Raw genomic sequence first — 18,517 nt, forward strand, 5'->3', positions numbered from 1 at the left:
GCCGGTGTCAACCGTTGCGCACTCGCGGCGGCTCCGCAACTTCAGCGGAGTGACGTCACGATCAAGAGTTGGTCTTGGCGGCCACCGGCTCGTCGCCGGCCTCCTCCGCCACGGGCTGCTCGGCCTGCTGCTCAGGCTGCTCGGGAGCCCGCTGCACGGGCGCCTCGGCCGGTTTGGCAGCCGCGGCGGCCACCGCTGCGGCGGCGGCCGGAGCCGCGCCACCGACGCCGGGGACCAGGCCGGACAGGCCGGAGAGCATCTGGCCCAGCTGGTTGGTGACGGCGTCCTTCTGCCGGGTGAGGTCCTCGACCTCGCGGCGGGCCGCCTGGGTGGTCAGCTCGGCCTCCTGACGGGCCTCGCTGAGCAGCCGGTGCGCCTCGGAACGGGCCTCGGTGACGGTCTTCTCGGCCAGCGCCCGGGCCTTCTCCACGGTCTCCGTCGAGTGACGCTCGGACTCGACGCGGCGGCTCTCGGCGCGCTGCTCGATCTCCTTGGACCGGTCCTCGGCGGCGCGGGCCCGCTCCTCGGCCTCGGCCACCATCTTCTGGGTGGCGGCGACCTGGGCGGCGTGCCGCTGCGACTCCTCGGACTCGGCCTTCTCCCGGCGCTCGGCGATCTCCAGTGCCAAGGCCTGCAGGTCCTTCTCGCGCTTGTCGCGCGCGTCACTGAGCAGCTTGGTGGCCTCAGCGCGCTTCTCCTCGGCCTCGCGGCCGGTCTTCGCGCGGGCCTGGGTGATCTCCCGCTCGGCGGTGGCGCGCAGCGATGCGACCTCGCGCTCCACGGTCGACTTGAGTTCGGCGACCTCGTGGGCGGTGACCGTGCGCAGCTGCTTGGTCTCCCGGTCCGCGTCCGACCGCAGCGTGTCCGCCTCGCGCCGGGCCTGGACCCGGGTCTCGGCGGCCTCGCGCTCGGCGTGCGTGCGGACCTGGCCGGCCTCCCGCTCGGCGGTCGCCTTCATGGCGGCGGCCTCGGCGCGGGCCTTGTCGGTGATCTCCCGGGCCTCGAGACGGGCCGCGGAGAGAATGCCCTCGGACTCCCGCTTCGCCTCGTTGCGGTGATCGTTCGCCTGTTCCTCGGCGAGCCGAAGGATCTGCTCCACCCGGGTGCCCAGCCCGGAGAGCGTCGGACGGTTGTTCTCCTCCAGCAGCTTGTTGCTGTCGGCCAGCTTCTGCTCGAGCGCGTTCAGCCGCTGCTCGGCCTGTCGCAGGCGACGCTGAGCGTCGTTCATCCGCTGCTCGGCCTCACCGCGGGCCTGCTCGGACTGGTTCAGCGCGGCGAGCAGCCGGCCGATGTGTCCGTCGACCTGGTGACGGTCGTAACCACGCAGGACGACGGTGAAGTCGTGCTGCGAGTTGGCGGTCTCGAAGAAGGCCAGGTTCTGATCCTGCTGCTGGGGCATTGCGCCATCCTGGCGAAGAGGAATCGGACATGCAAGAGCCGATGGGTATCCGCACCGCATCGTAGATCAGCTTTGACCTGGAGCGCAGCCCGCCCCCAGGCCGTTCGGCGAGGACTGCCGACTCACCGGCCGGTCCGGCGTCGTCCCGCCGCCACCTGGCCACTCGGGGCTTCGGGGGATTCCGGGTCCGTCACGGACGTCGTCGGCCCTGCTCAATGGCCCCGATCCTGCCAGGCGGGCGGGTCCGCGTCAGGTCGATTCACCCGACCGGTGTACGCGTCGGCGTCGGCTCAGGCCGGCTCCACCAGCTCCACCAGGACACCTCCGGCGTCCTTGGGGTGCACGAAGTTGATGCGCGAGCCGGCGGTGCCGCGTTTCGGTGTGTCGTAGAGCAGCCGCAGGCCCCGGGCCCGCAGAGCGTCCGCGGCGGCCTCCACGTCGGCCACCGTGTAGGCGAGTTGCTGCAGGCCGGGGCCACTGCGATCGATGAATTTAGCGATCGCCGAGTCGGGTCGTGCCGGGGCCAGCAGCTGAATGCGGGGACCGCTGCCGTCGCCGACCGCGAGCATCGCCTCTCGTACGCCCTGCTCCTCGTTCGTCTCTTGGTGCACACAGTGCAAACCGAAGTTGTCCGCATAGAACTTCAAGGCGGCGTCGAGATCGGGAACCGCGATTCCGACGTGGTCGACGCGCAGCAGGCCCACATCGGTGAATGTGACATTCTCGGCCAGGTCCGCGCTCGGTGTGTCGTCAGTCATGGGGCTAGTCTCTGACCTGACCCATCGTTAAGGCCAGCCCCGGGTGTGCCCCTCCCGGTTCGCGCAGATCGGATCGTGACCGTGACCAGCTCCGTCATCATCAGTGGCGCCCGGACCCCGATGGGGCGCCTCCTCGGAAACCTCAAGCACCTGCCCGCCACCGCCCTCGGCGGGCACGCCATCGCCGCCGCGCTGTCCCGGGCCGGCGTCGATCCCGCCCACGTCCAGTACGTGATCATGGGTCAGGTCCTGCAGGCCGGCTGCGGCCAGATCCCGGCCCGGCAGGCGGCCGTCGCGGCCGGCATCCCGATGACCACACCGGCCCTGACCGTCAACAAGGTGTGTCTCTCCGGCCTGGACGCGATCGCCCTGGCCGACCAGCTGATCCGGGCCGGCGAGTTCGACATCGTGGTGGCCGGCGGCATGGAGTCGATGACCAACGCGCCGCATCTGCTGACCGACCAGCGCGCGGGCCGTAAGTTCGGTGACGTGCTGGTACGAGACCACACCGCGTTCGACGGCCTGATGGACCCGTGGGCCGGCATCTCGATGGGCGAGTCCACCGAGGCGAGTGGCACCGGACTCGGGATCAGCCGTGAGGAGCAGGACGCCTTCGCCGCCCGCAGCCACCAGCGGGCCGCCGCGGCGCAGCGCGAGGGCCGGTTCGCCGAGGAGATCGCACCGGTCCCGGCCGGCGGGCGCAAGGCAACCGGCGCGGTCGACGGCGACGAGGGCGTGCGCCCCGAGGCCACCACCGAGTCGCTGGCCGGGCTGCGGCCCGCCTTCACCCCGGACGGCACCATCACCGCCGCCAGCGCGTCGCCGATCTCCGACGGTGCCGCCGCGGTCGTCGTGATGAGCCGGGCCAAGGCCGAGGAGCTCGGGCTGACCTGGATCGCCGAGATCGTGTCGCACGGCAATGTGGCCGGTCCGGACAGCTCGCTGCAGTCCCAGCCGGCCAACGCCATCAAGCACGCGCTCGGCAAAGCCGGCCTCGTCGTCGAGGACCTGGACCTCATCGAGATCAACGAGGCGTTCGCCCAGGTGGTCATCCAGTCCGCCCGGGAGCTCAAGGTGGACGAGACGATCGTCAACGTGAACGGCGGCGCCATCGCGCTGGGCCATCCGATCGGCATGTCCGGCGCCCGGCTCGTGCTGACCCTGGCGCTCGAGCTGCGGCGGCGCGGCGGCGGTCTCGGCGCGGCCGGCCTGTGCGGCGGTGGCGGCCAGGGCGACGCCCTGATCATCAAGGTGCCATCGGCGTGACGACCGGTGCCGGGCGGCAGCCGTCCGCGGGGTCGATCGGCCGCCGGTCGTGACCGCCCGGCGGTCCCGTGACGTGCCCTCCCTCGTCGCCGGGGCGCGGGAGGGCGACGCCCGGTCCGTGGCGCGGCTGATCAGCCTCGTCGAGAACGGCGACCCGGCCCTGCCCGAGGTGGCCGCCGCGATGGCGCCGCACGCCGGCCGGGCCCAGGTCCTGGGCCTGACCGGCGCTCCCGGTGTCGGCAAGTCGACGACGACGAACGAGCTGGTCCGGGCCCTGCGCGAGGCGGGGAACCGGGTCGGAGTGCTGGCCGTCGACCCGTCCAGCCCGTTCACCGGCGGTGCGATCCTCGGCGACCGGATCCGCATGCAGGACCACACCGCCGACACCGGCGTCTACATCCGCTCGATGTCCAGCCGGGGCCAGCTTGGCGGACTGTCCGCGGCCACCCCCCAGGCGGTGCGGGTGCTCGAGGGCGCGGGCTGCGACGTGATCCTGGTCGAGACGGTCGGCGTCGGGCAGGCCGAGGTGGAGATCGCCTCGCTCGCCGACACCACGCTGGTGCTGCTCGCGCCGGGGATGGGCGACGCCATCCAGGCGGTCAAGGCCGGCGTGCTGGAGATCGCCGACGTCTTCGTGATCAACAAGGCGGACCGGCCGGGCGCCGACGCCACCTACCGCGACATCCAGGGCATGCTCGCCCTCGGCGAGCGCGGCCCGGGGGAGTGGCGGCCCCAGGTCGTACGCGCGGTCGCGGCCAAGGGCGAGGGCGTCGACGACGTCGTGGCCGCGATCGGCAAGCACCGGGACTGGCTGGAGAGCACCGGCAACCTGCAGAAACGTCGCGAGCATCGGGCGTCGGCGGAGATCTCGGCGCTGGCGCTGGGCACCCTGCGCGCCCGGATCGGCGACCTGAGTGGCGGCACCGCGCTGCCGGCCCTGGCCGCCCGAGTCGCCAGCGGTGACCTCGACCCGCACGCCGCCGCCGCCGAGCTCGTCGCCGGTCTCTGACGCCTCCGCCCCCGCCTCCGTTCGTCCGCGATCTTGTGAAGTTCGGGTTGAAATGACGGCCAAACCTCGCAAGATCGCGGCCAAGAGCGGCGTCAGGCGAAGCGGGCGAGTGTCTCCTCGATGAGGGTGCGGTCCCAGGTCAGAGTGCCGTCGCCCAGCTCGGCGACGAGTGCTCGCAGCCACTCGATCTCGGCGCGCAGCATGCCGGCGCGGTACTCGTCCTCGATCAGGAACAGTCTGGGCAGCCCGGGCGGAGCCTGCGAGTCGATGGCCGCCACTCGCTCGGTCAGCGCCTCGACGCGTCGTTGCAGCAGCTCACGGGTCTCGGCCGGCGTCAGCATCGGCAGGAAGGCGAGCGCCACCGGGAACTCCGGGAACTCCCGGGCCGGCTCCGGAAGCATGGCGAGCAGCCAGCGGCGCAGGGTGGCGGCGCCCTCCTCGGTCACCTCGTAGACGGTCCGTTCCGGACGGCCGGCCTCCCGTGCCGTGCCGCCAGGGCGCGCCAGTCCCTCACGTACCAATCGATCGAGGGTTTGATAGACGCTGTTGCGCTGCGCGACGTTGACCAGCTGGTCCTGACCACGCTCTTTGATCATCTGCTGCATGCGGTACGGGTGCATCGGCGCCTCCACGAGCAGTGCCAGCAGAACCATCGCCAGGGGAGACCGCTTCATGCGGGTCAGCTTAGGGGTTGACGGTTCTTAGTCATTTCATCAATAGTCATTGTATGACTAACACTCTCGTCGTGGGTGGCGGCATCGCTGGAACGGCCGCCGCCATCGCCCTCCGCACCGCCGGCCGCACGCCGGTGATCTACGAGTCCGGCCATCCCGGCGACGCCGAGCGCGGCGTCTTCGTGACCATCGCGATCAACGGTGTGAACGCCCTGCGATCCCTCGGCGCGGACCCGGCCGTCGTGCTGTCCCGCGGATTCGCCACCCCACGGCTGGCGATGCGCGGCGCGTCCGGCCGCATGCTCTTCGAGGCGCCGCTCGGCGGCCCTCTGCCGGACGGGACGGTCACCACGACGATCCGGCGCGCGGACCTCTATGCGGCGCTGCGGGCCGAGGCCGAGAGGAGAGGCATCGAGATCGTGTACGGCCACCGGCTCACCACCGCCACGTCCGGCGCGGACGGCGTCACCGCCGAGTTCGCGAACGGCCGGACCGTCACGGGCGACCTGCTGGTCGGGGCGGACGGGCTGAACTCGCGGACCCGTACCGCCCTCGATCCCTCGACGCCCGAGCCGCACTTCCTCGGCCTGCTGGACACCGGTGGTTTCACCGACGACCCGGTCGCCCCCGCGCTGCTGCCACCGCCCGGCGTCATGCAGATGTCGTTCGGTCGCCGCGCGTTCTTCGGCTGGGCCGCGGCGCCGGACGGCCGGGTGTGGTGGTTCGCCAACCCGCCGCGACGGCGCCCGGTCGAGCCCGGCGAGTTCACCGCGGAGACCTGGCGGACCTACCTGCTGGAGCTCTTCGAGGGTGAGCCGGGCGCTGATCTGATCCGGGCCACCGGCGAGATCCGCGGTCCGTGGAGCACCCGTGACCTGCCGCGGGTGCCGGTGTGGCACGGTGACCGGATCGTGCTGATCGGTGACGCCGCCCACGCCGTCGCGCCGTCGTCCGGGCAGGGCGCGTCGATGGCGCTGGAGGACGCCGTGGTCCTCGGGCACAGCCTGCTGGAGCACCGGGATCTACCGGCCGCGCTGTCCGCCTACGAGGCCGCTCGTCGTCCGCGGGTGGAGAAGGTGGTCGCGCACGGGCGGCGGACCAGCGGCACGAAGGTGCTCGGGCCGGTCGGCGCGGCCATGCGGGACGCGATGATGCCGCTGGTGATGCGGATGATGCACCGGCGCGGCGACCCGCAGGCGTGGATCTTCGAGCACCGTGTGCCCGTGCTGACCCCCGCGCGGCGGTGAGCAGTGGGAGCCCCGGCGGCGTTGGCGGGCGCCACCGGGGCCTTCTGGGGAACTGCTTGTCTCCACTCTCGTTCGCGACCGGCCCCGGCGACATTGGGGAAAACCCTTGCAGTGCATTCAACGGCGAGTTCAACCGTGATGTCGTACGGGTCGAAGCCGCCTCCGGAGCCTGCCGGGCGCAAGGGCTGTGACGTCCGATATCGGCGCGCTGGTGGCGACGCGAACGGGCGTGACAGCGTGCGAGACTAGGTAACCATGAGCGACCCACGGACCACTCCGTCGATCTTCACCCGCGGCGCGGTCGATCTCAGCGCGCTGCGTCCCTCGGCGCCGGCCAAACCGGCCGCGCCGAGCCGTCCCGCCGCCCCCGCCGACGCGGGTTCCGGCGCCGGCCCGGGCGCGGTTCCCGGTGCTGTTCCCGGCGCGATTCCGGGCGTCACCCCGGACACGATCATCGACGTCACCGAGGCCGATTTCCAGGCCGTCCTGGAGCGGTCCCTGACCACTCCGATCCTGCTGGACTTCTGGGCCGACTGGTGCGAGCCCTGCAAGAAACTCTCCCCCGTGCTGGAGAAGCTCGCGGTGGAGTACGGCGGGTCCTGGATCCTCGGCAAGGTCAATGTGGATCTCAACCCGCGTCTCGCGCAGGTGTTCCGGGTGCAGGGCATCCCGCAGGTGACCGCCCTGATCGGCGGCCAGCCGGTGGAAGGCTTCAGCGGCGTGCTCGCCGAGGGCCAGGTCCGGCAGTACGTCGACGCGGTGCTGAAGGCCGCCGGGGTCAGCGTGGCCACCCCCGAGGACCCGCGGCTCGACGCCGCCGACGACGCGCTGATGGGCGGCGACCTGGACGCGGCCGAGGCCGCCTACAAGAAGATCCTCGCCGAGTCGCCCGCCGACGCCGCCGCCGAGTCCGGCCTGGCCCAGGTGGAGCTCTACCGGCGGATCAGTGGCGCCGACCCGTCCGAGGTCCTCGCCAAGGCCGAGGCCGACCCGGCCGACGTGCAGGCCCAGCGGCTCGCCGCCGACATCGAGGTGCTCAGCGGCCAGGCCGAGCAGGCGTATGCCCGTCTGGTCGCCCTGATCAAGCTCACCACCGGTGACGACCGCGACGCCGTACGCAAGCACCTGCTGTCGCTGTTCGCCGTGGCCGGCCCCGACGACCCCGCGGTCGCCGGAGCAAGACGTGCGTTGGCCAGCGCACTCTTCTAAGCTGCGGCTTTCGAACGAAGGGGGGCGTCGTGCGCCGCATCGCCGTTCTGGACGCACCGTCCAATCTCGGCCTGCGCCCGCCGACCGCGACGTCGGTCCCGGGTTGCGCCAAGGCACCCGGCGCCCTCCGCGATCAGGGTCTGCTGGCCCGGCTCGGCGCCCGTGACGCGGGCTGCCTGACCCCGCCCCGCTACGACCCCGGCGACTGGCGCCCCGGCGACGGCGTCGCCCACGCCGCCGAGATCTCGGCCTACTCCCGCGCCCTCGCCGACCGGATCGGCGCGATCATCGACGGCGGTGAGTTCCCGGTCGTCCTCGGCGGCGACTGCTCGATACTGATCGGCTCCGGCATCGCCATGCACCGCCTCGGCGACGCCGTCGGCGGCCGCATCGGGCTGGTCTTCGTCGACGGCCACTCCGACTTCCGGCACCCCGGCAACGCCTCGTACGTGGGCGCCGCCGCCGGCGAGGACCTGGCCCTGGTGACCGGCCGGGGCCAGGCCGACCTCGCGGCGATCGAGTCCCGCCGGCCGTACTTCCGCGACATCGACGTGGTGGTCCTCGGCATCCGCGCGCAGGACGAGTACCGCCTCGACCTGCAGGCCGCCGGCATCGTGACCAGGCCGGTTCCCGCCCTGCGCGCCGAGGGCGCGGCCCGCAGCGCCCAGTGGGCCCGCGACCAGCTCGTCGACTGCGCCGGCTACTGGGTGCACGTCGACGTCGACGTCCTCGACCCCGCCGTCATGCCGGCCGTCGACGCCCCCGACCCCGGCGGGATCGCCTTCCCCGAGCTGGAACTGCTGCTGTCCGGCCTGGTCGAGTCACCACACTGCCTGGGCGTGGAGATCACCGTCTTCGACCCCGACTACGACCCGGACGGCCGCTACGCGGCCGAGATCACGTCCGCGGTGGTCAGTGGCCTCTCTCCGGTACGCACCACGACTCCCCGTCCCGACCTGATCGCCGCCCGCCGCGACCTGGCCAGCACGCCCGCCCCGACTATCCCTCCGCTCTCCATGCCTGCTTCCGCTGTGCCTTTCACCGTGGGCCCGGATGCCGCGTCGCTCGTCCCGGAAGCGGACGAGGCATCACCCGCTTCCGCTGCGGGCCCGGACGCCGATTCGCACGTTGCCGGCGCGGCCACTGCGGATGCCACGGCTTCTGTTCCTGAAGGTGCTGTCGTCGCGTCCACTTCGGAACCGGAAGCCACGCCGGCCGCTTCGGTGGAATCTTCTTCCTCGGGCGCGTCCGTCACTTCGGCTGGACCGGCGGCGTCGGATGAACCGTCCCATCCGGCGGCGGACACCCCGATGACCGGTGGCGTTGGGGCGGCCGCCTTCCTGGCTCCGGGATCGGGCGATGCCCTGACCGATGGGGGCGGCAGTCTCCCCGCCGCCGGGTCTGACGCCACGTCTTCAGCTGCGGACCCGGACACCGGTTCCACCGCGACGGAGACGCCCGGTGATCAGACCACCGAAGAGCCGTTGGCGACGGGAGACTCCGACGAGCAACCCGGGGTCGACTCGTTCGCTGGGCCACCGGCGGCCGGCGACGACCGGGCCCAGGCTTCACCTGAGTCGACCGACTTCCAGCCCGGGTTCATGTCCGGCATCACGCCGTTGCCGAACGCGACCGATGTGGACCTCACCAAGCCGGCCGGGACGTCGGCGGCCGAAGCATCCGGGCCTGCCGGATCTCTGCCCAGTGACGCTGAGTTCGTCCTGGCTGCGGCACTCGGCGACACCGCTGCGTCCGACGGCCTCCGCCGGTCCGACGGCCTCCACCTTTCCGACGGCCTTCGCGTGTCCGACAGCCTTCGCCTGTCCGACAGGTTGAAGGCCGGTGACGGATCCGCCGACCATGCCTTAACTGCCGATCTTGACGGCTCTGATGCTGACGGTTCTGCTGGAAACGGCGCATCCGCCGACAGCGACGTATCTGCCGAGCGTGACTTGTCTGCGGAGCGTGACGAATCCGCCAAGCGTGACGTGGCTGCCAGCGGTGAGGTGTCTACCTACGACGAGGTGTCTGCGGACACCGGCTTGCCAACCGACACCGAATCGCTTGCCGACACCAGCTTGCCCACTGACACCGAATCGCTTGCCGACACCAGCTTGCCCACCCACACCGAATCGCTTGCCGACACCAACTCGCTCGCCGACACCAGTGCGCTCGCCGACATCAGCTTGTCCACCGACAGCGACGCCGCGGCCGAGCATGAGGAGTCCGTGGGCCGCGAGGAGCCGAAGAGCCAGGACGAGCACACCGCCGATGACGAAGAGGAAGCCACGAACCAGGACGGCTTCGCCGGACGGACCGCGCAGGAGGAGCCGGCCGGGCCGGACGGCGAAGAGCCCGCGGGCGAACTCGCCGATCCGGAGCGGTCCGCCGACGCCGGCGGGCATCTCGCAGCGGTTTCAGCGGCTGACCAGGAGGAAGCGGCGCGATCCGCCGACGACTGGGACGAGCCGGACTCCGTCGATGACGATCAGCTCGGCGTTGACAGTCACAGTGACGGTCAGCTCGGCGATGGCATCCGCGGTGACGATGAGCTCGGCGTTGACAGTCACAGTGACGGTCAGCTCGGCGATGGCATCCACGGTGACGATGAGCTCGGCGTTGACAGTCACAGTGACGGTCAGCTCGGCGATGGCATCCACGATGACGATGAGCTCGGCGATGGCACCCATGGTGACGATGAGCTCGGCGCTGACAGTCACGGTGACGATGAGTCCGATCGGCGGGCTGACGTGGTGGCCGCAGCCGACGGTGCGGTGGAGCCTCTCCGGGAATACGGTGACACCGCGATCCGCCTGCTGTCCCGGCCGCTCGGGTCGGCACCGCTGCTCGATTCGGAGCCACTGCCCGCCACCCGGCCGGGAATGCTGCGCCCGCGCCCGCCGGCTGATCCACCGACGTCCGGTGGAGTCGGCTCGCCCGCTGCCGGAACAGGGCGGATCAGCGGATTCCCACCCGGAGCTGCCTGAGCCGACCCTGTAGGTGGTGACCTACGGTTGATCCGCACCGGACGTCACCACGCATGAGCCGCATCGATGTCGGCTGGAGTCTCGTGGTGCGGGTCGTGCCGTGATCCACGCGAATCGCCACCGCGTTCCACTGCCCGGGCCGCTGGTTTGACGGCCGGGGCACCTGTGGTGAGTTCGGCGCGTTCGAACCTGGGTTCACCACGCAGAGCTGGTGTCGACGACGGGTGTCGTTCTGCGGCTCGCGCCGCAATTCTCACTACGAGAACCGCTGCAGACTGTGGTGAGTTGCGGCTTGCGGGTGGGCGTGGGTTACCACGGTGGGTGGGTTGGCGGGTTGTGTGGTGAGTTGCGGCTTGCGGGTGGGCGTGGGTTACCACGGCGGGTGGGTTGGCGGGCTGTGCGGTGAGTTGCGGCTTGCGGGTGGGCGTGGGTTACCACGGCGGGTGGGTTGGCGGGCTGTGCGGTGAGTTGCGGCTTGCGGGTGGGCGTGGGTTACCACGGCGGGTGGGTTGGCGGGCTGTGCGGTGAGTTGCGGCTTGCGGGTGGGCGCGGGTCACCACGGCGGGCTGTGTGGTGAATTGCGGCTTGCGGGTGGCCGCGGGTTATCACGGCGGCGGGCGTGGGTTACCACGGCGGGCGGGATGGCGGGTTGGGTGGTGAGTTGCGGTGCGCGGGTGGGCACGGGTCGCCACGCCGCGGTGCGGCGGTGACCGCCGAGTGGGCTGGTGACAGCAGCGAACTGCGGCGCGGTCGCCGTCGGGGCAGGGGGCGGCGGTGAGCTGGGGCGCCCCAGCTCACCGCAGCAGGTGGGTCAGCGGTTCAGGGTGGTCAGGAAGCGGCTCACTGCGGGCACGGCGGCCTCCGAACCCGCGCCGCCTTTCTGGATCATGACGGCGAAGGCCACGTCGCCCTGGTAGCCGATGAACCAGGAGTGGGTGTCGGCCGAGCCGGTCTGGAATTCGGCTGTTCCGGTCTTGCCGTACACGGGCGGGCCGGGGACCTTGCGCAGCGCTGTGCCGGTGCCGGCCGTGATCACCTCGCGCATCATGCCGCGCAGCGCGGTGACCGCGTCCGCGTCGAGTGGTGCGGGAGCGGTGGCGGGAGCAGGGGGCGCCGGGTCGAGGACCAGCTTCGGCGGCTGGAACTGTCCTTTGGCGACGGCCGCGGTGGCGGTGGCCATGGCGAGCGGGCTGACCACGGTGCTGCCCTGGCCGAAGACGGCGGCGGCGAGTTCGGTGGCGGTGCCGCCGTCGGAGACCTGGCCGGCGTACGCGTCGACGCCCACGTTCCAGTCGCCGCCCAGGCCCAGGGCCGCGGACGCCTCCTGCAGACCGGCGGAGCCCAGCTTGGGGGCGAGCGCCGCGAACGCGGTGTTGCACGACTTGGCGAAGTCCACATGGAACTGGACCTTGCCGAGCGCCTGGTTGTGCGAGTTCTTGAACTCGCGACCATCCACGGTGACCGTTTTGGGACAGTCGACGACGGTGTTGGAGGTGACCGCGTCGCGCGCGAGTAGCCCGTACGCCGAAATCATCTTGAAGGTCGACCCGGGCGGGACCTGGCCGGTGAAGGCGGTGTTGACCCCACCGGGGTCGGGGCCGTTGGCGACGGCGAGCACGGCGCCGTCGCTGACCCGGATGGCGACGAGGGAGCTGGGCTGCTTCTCGGCGGCGAGGGCGGTGTCGGCGGCGTTCTGCACCCGGGTGTCGAGCGTCACCTTGATCGGTTTGCCGGCGGCCGGCTTCGCGGTGAAGAGCTCGGTGTCCTCGGTCTTGCCGTCGGTGGCCTGGCGTTCGATCACGACCGAGAGGCCTGACGTGCCGCGCAGCGTGTCGTCGTACTTCTGCTGGACGCCGCCGTGTCCGGCCTGGTCACCGGCGATCAGGACGCCTGGCCGGGCGGCGATGTCCTCCTCTGTGGCCGGGTCGACCGTGCCGAGGAGCGCGCGGGCGAAGGCCCGGGTGGGTCCGAGCTGGCGAACCTCGTCGCGGAAGACGGTGCCGGGCAGCGGCCGGATCTCGTCGCGGATCTTCTCGTAGTCGGTGCGCCGCAGGGAGACGAGGTCGATGAAGGCGCCGGGGTCGGACTTGTCGACCCGGTCCTTGAGGTCGCTCATGTTCAGATCCACATTGATCTTGCGGAGTGATGTGGCGAGCGCCTTCTGCAGCGAGGGCAGGTCGGTGATCTTTTCGGGGCTGACGCCGACGATCACCACCTTCTGCGGGCCGACCAGGAGCTTGCCGGACGCGTCGACGATGCCGCCGCGGGTGGCGGCGACCCGGCGCAGCCGCAGTTTCTCGCCGGCCCCCAGCTCGGGCTGGACGATCGCGGGCTCCCAGACCACGCTCCACCCGTCCTGGCCGGCCTTGGTGCTGCGGACGGTGCTCTGATAGCTCCACTCGACGCCACCGGGCAGGGTCCACTTGACGGTGATCGGCGTGCTGGCGTTGTCGCCGGTCTCTTTGGTGTCACCGGACGCGGTCACGGTGACCGGCTGGCCGGTGAGGTCGCCGTACGTGGCGTTGATCTGGCTCAGCACGTCGGCTGCGGCGATCTTGCCGCCGGCCGCGGTCACAAAGCCGACGTCGTCGACCTTGCCCGCGGTCCAGCCGCTCACGAACGCCTCGACGGTGTCCTCGGCAGGGTCCGAGGAGCAGGCGGTGAGACCGCACGCGGTGGCGAGCAGCAGCGCGGTCAGCCCGGCGGGGGAGCGACGCATGAGGGTCCCTTCGGTGGGTAGCTGAACGAACCGTAATAAACCAATGCCCATTCCGGCTGTCCCGCGGAACGGGCACACCGGGGGTGTAAAGGTTGTCGGAGGCTGGCTCTAGGCTGTCCTCGACACGTTCAAGCCCACAGTGTCGTGGGTGAGGGGAGCGCCGGAACATGGCTGTCGCCGACGAGGCAGTGACCGATTCTGATCAGACTGTGCTCGACGATGTGCCCAACGCCGAGCGGTTGGTGGCACAGGCGGTCGAACAGGCGGGGGACGACCACACGACCGCATCTCTGGTGGGCCGCTTCTGGCGGTTCGCACCCGACGAGGAACTGGTCGGTTACACACCCGACGAGATGTACGCGGCCGCGGTCGAACACCGCGAACTGGCCCGTAACCGGCTGCCGGGTGAGCTGAAACTGGCCATCACCGAGCCGGGGGGCCCGCAGGGGCACAGTGTCCTGCGGATCGTCACGGACGACATGCCGTTCCTGGTCGACTCGGTGATAGCCCTGCTCACGGCACACAACCTACAGGTCGACCTGATGGTGCACCCGCTGATCGTGGTGCGCCGTGAGCCGCTCGGCGCGCTCGCCCAGCTCGAGGCCGACGTCGAGCCGGACGACGCCATCGAGGGCGATCTGGTGGAGAGCTGGATCCGGATCGAGATCGACCCGATCCGCCGGCCGGAGGCCCGGGAGCAGCTGCTCAACGAGGTCCGGCGGGTGCTCACCGATGTCCGCGACGCGGTCGAGGACTGGCCGCGCATGCGTCAGCGGGCCCTGGTCATCTCCGACGAGCTGGCCGCCGCCCGTGGGTCGCACAGGATGCCGGCGCCGGACAAGGACGTCACCGACTCGATCGAGCTGCTCAAGTGGCTCGCGCACGACCACTTCACCTTCCTCGGGTACCGCGAGTACCGGCTGGACGACGGCGTCCTGACCGCGGTTCCGGGCACCGGGCTGGGCATCCTGCGCGGCGCTAGCAAGCCCCGCCGGCTCGCCGCCGAGATGGCTCCCGAGATCTACGAGCGGGCCATGGAGAAACGGCTCCTCGTCATCACCAAGGCGAACTCGCGGGCGACCGTGCACCGCTCGGCCTACCTCGACTACATCGGTGTGAAGCTCTTCGACGACGCCGGCAACGTGGTCGGCGAGCGCCGTTTCCTGGGCCTGTTCTCCAGCTCGGCCTATCGCACCAGCGTGCGCCAGCTGCCGGTGGTCAAGCGCAAGGTGCAGGAGGTGATGGACCGCTCGGGCCTGTCGCCGCGCGGCCACTCCGGCAAGGACCTGCTCCAGATCCTCGAGACGTACCCCCGTGACGAGCTGTTCCAGATCAAGACCGACGACCTGTATGAAGCGGTCATCGGCGTGCTGCGGATGGCCGGGCGCCGGCAGCTGCGGCTCTTCCTGCGGCGCGACGGCTACGGGCGGTTCATCTCCTGCCTGATCTACCTGCCACGGGACCGGTTCACCACCGGGAACCGGCTGCGCATGCAGGAGATCCTGCTGCGTGAGCTGAACGGCGTCGGGGTGGACTACACCACCCGGGTCACCGAGCGGATGCTGGCGCGGGTGCACTTCATCGTGCGCACCGACCCGGCGGCGCCGCCCGGCCACCTGGACCCGAACGAGCTGGCCGAGCTGCTGGCCGACGCCACCCGGATGTGGGACGACGACTTCTCTCTGGTGCTGGAGCGCAAACTCGGCGACGAGCAGGCCCGGCGCCTGTTCCTGCGCTACTCCTCGGCCTATCCGGAGAGCTACAAGAACACCCACACGCCGTACGAAGGCATGCAGGACCTGGCGAAGCTGGAGCTCCTGGAGGAGCCCGGCCAGCTGGCCATGCACCTGTTCCGGCGGCGCAGGCTGGGCGCGGACGGCACTCCCGAGCCGGACGAGCGCGACGTGCGTTTCAAGGTGTACCGCTACGGCGAGCCGATGATGCTGTCGGCGGTGCTCCCGGTGCTCCACTCGCTGGGCGTCCGGGTCACCGACGAACGGCCGTACGAGATCCGCCGTCCCGACGGTGTCATCTACCTCTACGACTTCGGCCTGCTGCCGCCGGCCGGGCACCGTGAGCTGGCCGAGGTCCGCCCGCAGGTGGAGAACGCGTTCGCGGCCGCCTGGCGGGGCGAGGCCGAGGTGGACGGGTTCAACGAGCTGGTGCTGCTGGCCGGGATGACCTGGCGTCAGGTGGTGGTGCTCAGGGCGTACGCCAAATATCTCCGGCAGACCGGGAACCTCTTCTCGGAGCGCTACCTGGAGTCGACGTTCACCTCGTATCCGGAGATCGCCGGACTGCTGGTGAAGCTGTTCGAGATCCGGTTCTCACCACACCTGGAGGTCGGCGAGACCGAGCGGGCCCGGCAGGCCGGAGAGGTCCGTGACCGGATCACCGAGCTGCTCGACAAGGTCGAGAGTCTGGACCAGGACCGGATCCTGCGTTCCTACCTGACCTTGATCGAGGCGACGCTGCGGACCAGCTTCTTCCAGCGCGGGTCGGATGGCCGGCCGAAGTCCTACGTGGCCTTCAAGCTGGACCCGCAGGCCATCCCGGACCTGCCGCAGCCGCGGCCCAAGTTCGAGATCTTCGTCTACTCGCCGCGCTTCGAGGGTGTGCACCTGCGGTTCGGTGCGGTCGCCCGCGGCGGTCTGCGCTGGTCGGACCGGCGCGAGGACTTCCGGACCGAGGTGCTCGGCCTGGTCAAGGCGCAGATGGTGAAGAACGCGGTGATCGTGCCGGTCGGCGCCAAGGGCGGCTTCGTGCTGAAGCAGAAGCCGGGCGACCGGGACGAGGCGGTGGAGTGCTACAAGCGCTTCATCCGGGCGCTGCTCGACGTCACGGACAACATCCAGAGCGGCAAGATCGTCCCGCCGCCCGAAGTGGTCCGGCACGACGGCGACGACCCCTACCTGGTGGTGGCCGCGGACAAGGGCACCGCCACCTTCTCCGACATCGCCAACGAGATCTCGGTCGGCAAGGACTTCTGGATGGGCGACGCGTTCGCCTCCGGAGGCTCGGCCGGCTACGACCACAAGAAGATGGGCATCACCGCCTGCGGCGCCTGGGAATCGGTCAAGAAGCACTTCCGCGACCTGGGCCTCGACACCCAGACCCAGGACTTCACGGTGGTCGGCGTCGGCGACATGTCCGGCGACGTCTTCGGTAACGGCATGCTGCTGTCGGAGCACATCCGGCTGGTGGCGGCGTTCGACCACCGCCACATCTTCCTGGACCCCAACCCAACGGCATCGATTTCGTACGCGGAACGCGCGCGCCTGTTCGACCTGCCCCGCTCCTCGTGGGACGACTACGACAAGTCCCTGATCAGCGAGGGCGGCGGGGTGTACCCGAGGTCCGCGAAGTCGATCCCGGTCAGCCCCCAGGTCCGGGAGCTGCTGCAGCTGAGCGACGCCGCCGTCGTCAGCCCCGGTGAGCTGATGCGCGCGATCCTGCTGGCGCCGGTCGACCTGTTCTTCAACGGTGGCATCGGCACCTATGTGAAGGCGGCCGGCGAGTCGCACGCCGACGTCGGTGACAAGGGCAACGACGCGATCCGGGTGAACGGCGCCGACCTGCGGGTCCGTGTCGTCGGTGAGGGCGGCAACCTGGGCCTGACCCAGCGCGGCCGCATCGAGTTCGCCCGCAACGGCGGCCGGGTCTTCACCGACTTCATCGACAACTCCGCCGGTGTGGACTGCTCCGACCACGAGGTCAACATCAAGATCCTGCTCGGCGGTGCGGTCGCCGACGGCGAGATGACCATCCCCGAGCGCGACGAACTGCTCGCGGCGATGACCGACGAGGTCGGCGAGATGGTGCTGCGTGACAACTACGAGCAGGCCATGGCGCTCGGTAACGCCCGGGCGCAGGCGCACTCACTGCTGCCGGTGCACCGGCGCATGCTCACCTCGCTCGAGCAGCGCGGTGTGCTGAACCGTGAGCTGGAGGCTCTGCCGACGGACTCCGAGCTCGCCGCCCGCCATGAGAACGGCGAAGGCCTCACTCCGCCGGAATTCGCGGTGCTCCTGGCGTACGTCAAGATCAGTTTGGAACGAGAGGTGCTCGCCGACGAACTCGTCGACGAGGCGTGGACGGCCGAGGTCCTGACCGAGTACTTCCCCACGCCGCTGCGGGAGCGGTTCGCCAAGCGGATGGCCGGGCACCGGCTGCGGCGCGAGATCATCTCCACGTCGCTGGTGAACGAGGTGGTCAACCGCGGTGGTACCTCGTTCGTCCACCGGGCCATGGAGGAGAGCGGCGCGTCCGCGGCCGACGTGATCCGGGCGTACGTGGTGATCCGCGACGTCTACGGCCTGCCGGAGGTCTGGGCGGCCGGTGAGGCGCTCGACAACGAGGTGCCGACGTCCGCGCAGACGCTGGTCTTCCTGGAGACCCGGCGGCTGCTCGACCGTGCGGTGCGCTGGCTGGTCAGCACCCGGCGTTCGCCGATCGACGTGGCCGGCGAAATCGCCAAGCTGCGTCCCGGTGTCGCCGATCTTCTGCCGCGCCTGCCGCAGGTGATCGTCGGAGCCGAGCGCCGGGCACTCGGCGACCGGGTGAACGAGCTGGTCGGCAAGGGGGTCCCGGAGGAGCTGTCCGGTGCGGTGGCCCGGGTGTTCTACGGCTTCGGCCTGCTGGACATCCTGGAGACGGCGTCGTCGGTCGACCGGGATCCGGGCGAGGTGGCGCAGGTCTACTTCGTGCTGTCCGAGCGGTTCGGGGTGGACGCGCTGCTGTCGCACATCTCCAAGCTGCCGCGGGGTGACCGCTGGCAGACCCTGGCCCGGATGGCGCTGCGCTACGACCTGTACGCCGCGCTGGCGGCCCTGACCGCGGAGGTGCTCCAGTCGACGCCGTCCACGGCGGCGCCGGAGGACCGGGTCTCGGAGTGGGAGCAGGTGAACGCGGCGTCGATCGCCCGTGCCTCGAACGCGATGGGCAACGTGGAGGACACTCCGGCCGACCTGGCGGCGCTGTCGGTGCTGCTGCGTCAGATCCGCACGCTGGTGAAGACGTCGGCGGCCTGAGTCCTCATTTTGGTGAGCCGGGCTTTCGGGGGTCTGCTCCCGAAGTCCCGCCGAAGCCCGGCTCACCGTCTGCGTCGCGGTTCGTACTGGTCCCGAGTCGAGTTCCGCGACGTTCCCCAGACCCACCTTCTGGCCATCACGCTAGGTGACGCCCAGTGGGCAGGGAAGCGGAGCGTAGGCGGAATGTCCGTTCGGTTAGCCCGGATCGTCCGGAAGTTT

9 protein-coding genes and 1 pseudogene are annotated in these 18,517 nt (G+C 70.7%); 6 read left to right on the forward strand and 4 right to left on the reverse strand.

Features of this window, described 5'->3' with window-relative positions; all coding sequences use genetic code 11:
* Positions 1–61: 61 nt before the first annotated feature.
* Positions 62–1,399, reverse strand: coding sequence for a coiled-coil domain-containing protein (locus CLV67_RS06705; protein WP_106316253.1), 1,338 nt, complete (start codon positions 1,397–1,399; stop codon positions 62–64).
* A gap of 290 nt (positions 1,400–1,689) precedes the next feature.
* The gene (mce, locus tag CLV67_RS06710) at positions 1,690–2,157 is read right to left on the reverse strand and encodes a methylmalonyl-CoA epimerase (protein ID WP_106316254.1); all 468 of its coding nucleotides are present in this window, start codon (positions 2,155–2,157) and stop codon (positions 1,690–1,692) included.
* An 81-nt stretch (positions 2,158–2,238) separates the two neighbouring features.
* Here mce and CLV67_RS06715 point away from each other — a divergent pair, with 81 nt between their 5' ends.
* The gene (locus CLV67_RS06715) at positions 2,239–3,423 is read left to right on the forward strand and encodes an acetyl-CoA C-acetyltransferase (protein ID WP_106316255.1); all 1,185 of its coding nucleotides are present in this window, start codon (positions 2,239–2,241) and stop codon (positions 3,421–3,423) included.
* 49 nt (positions 3,424–3,472) lie between these two features.
* Positions 3,473–4,432: a methylmalonyl Co-A mutase-associated GTPase MeaB gene (gene meaB, locus CLV67_RS06720; protein WP_106316256.1), complete on the forward strand. Its 960-nt coding sequence runs from the start codon at positions 3,473–3,475 to the stop codon at positions 4,430–4,432.
* A 92-nt stretch (positions 4,433–4,524) separates the two neighbouring features.
* On the opposite strand, the gene CLV67_RS06725 is transcribed toward meaB, so the two are convergent.
* Positions 4,525–5,106 (reverse strand): PadR family transcriptional regulator, encoded by a 582-nt coding sequence (locus tag CLV67_RS06725; protein ID WP_106316257.1) that lies wholly within the window; start codon positions 5,104–5,106, stop codon positions 4,525–4,527.
* 53 nt (positions 5,107–5,159) lie between these two features.
* On the opposite strand from CLV67_RS06725, the gene CLV67_RS06730 reads away from it, so the two are divergent.
* The 3 genes and pseudogenes from CLV67_RS06730 to CLV67_RS06740 all read left to right on the forward strand — a co-directional run.
* Entirely contained in the window at positions 5,160–6,353 is a 1,194-nt protein-coding gene (locus tag CLV67_RS06730; RefSeq protein ID WP_106316258.1) for an FAD-dependent oxidoreductase, read from the forward strand.
* A 255-nt stretch (positions 6,354–6,608) separates the two neighbouring features.
* Complete coding sequence (locus CLV67_RS06735) at positions 6,609–7,562, forward strand: tetratricopeptide repeat protein (protein ID WP_106316259.1); 954 nt, start codon at positions 6,609–6,611, stop codon at positions 7,560–7,562.
* 29 nt (positions 7,563–7,591) lie between these two features.
* Positions 7,592–8,563, forward strand: a pseudogene (locus tag CLV67_RS06740) (arginase family protein); the annotation flags it as partial.
* Between the two features lie 2,797 nt (positions 8,564–11,360).
* Here the strand turns inward: CLV67_RS06740 and CLV67_RS06750 are convergent.
* Positions 11,361–13,268: a penicillin-binding transpeptidase domain-containing protein gene (locus tag CLV67_RS06750; RefSeq protein WP_106316260.1), complete on the reverse strand. Its 1,908-nt coding sequence runs from the start codon at positions 13,266–13,268 to the stop codon at positions 11,361–11,363.
* Between the two features lie 167 nt (positions 13,269–13,435).
* Between CLV67_RS06750 and CLV67_RS06755 the strand changes: the two genes are divergently transcribed.
* Entirely contained in the window at positions 13,436–18,298 is a 4,863-nt protein-coding gene (locus tag CLV67_RS06755) for an NAD-glutamate dehydrogenase (protein ID WP_106316261.1), read from the forward strand.
* Positions 18,299–18,517 lie beyond the last annotated feature (219 nt).

It is taken from the genome of Actinoplanes italicus (genome assembly GCF_003001815.1).
Classification (GTDB): domain Bacteria; phylum Actinomycetota; class Actinomycetes; order Mycobacteriales; family Micromonosporaceae; genus Actinoplanes; species Actinoplanes italicus.

What these genes read in the sequence shown, in the direction of transcription:
- CLV67_RS06705 (WP_106316253.1), bottom strand. Translation starts at nt 1,399, where the DNA reads ATGCCCCAGCAGCAGGATCAGAACCTGGCCTTCTTCGAGACCGCCAAC.
- mce (WP_106316254.1), bottom strand. Translation starts at nt 2,157, where the DNA reads ATGACTGACGACACACCGAGCGCGGACCTGGCCGAGAATGTCACATTC.
- CLV67_RS06725 (WP_106316257.1), bottom strand. Translation starts at nt 5,106, where the DNA reads ATGAAGCGGTCTCCCCTGGCGATGGTTCTGCTGGCACTGCTCGTGGAG.
- CLV67_RS06730 (WP_106316258.1), top strand. Translation starts at nt 5,160, where the DNA reads ATGACTAACACTCTCGTCGTGGGTGGCGGCATCGCTGGAACGGCCGCC.
- CLV67_RS06735 (WP_106316259.1), top strand. Translation starts at nt 6,609, where the DNA reads ATGAGCGACCCACGGACCACTCCGTCGATCTTCACCCGCGGCGCGGTC.
- CLV67_RS06750 (WP_106316260.1), bottom strand. Translation starts at nt 13,268, where the DNA reads ATGCGTCGCTCCCCCGCCGGGCTGACCGCGCTGCTGCTCGCCACCGCG.
- CLV67_RS06755 (WP_106316261.1), top strand. Translation starts at nt 13,436, where the DNA reads ATGGCTGTCGCCGACGAGGCAGTGACCGATTCTGATCAGACTGTGCTC.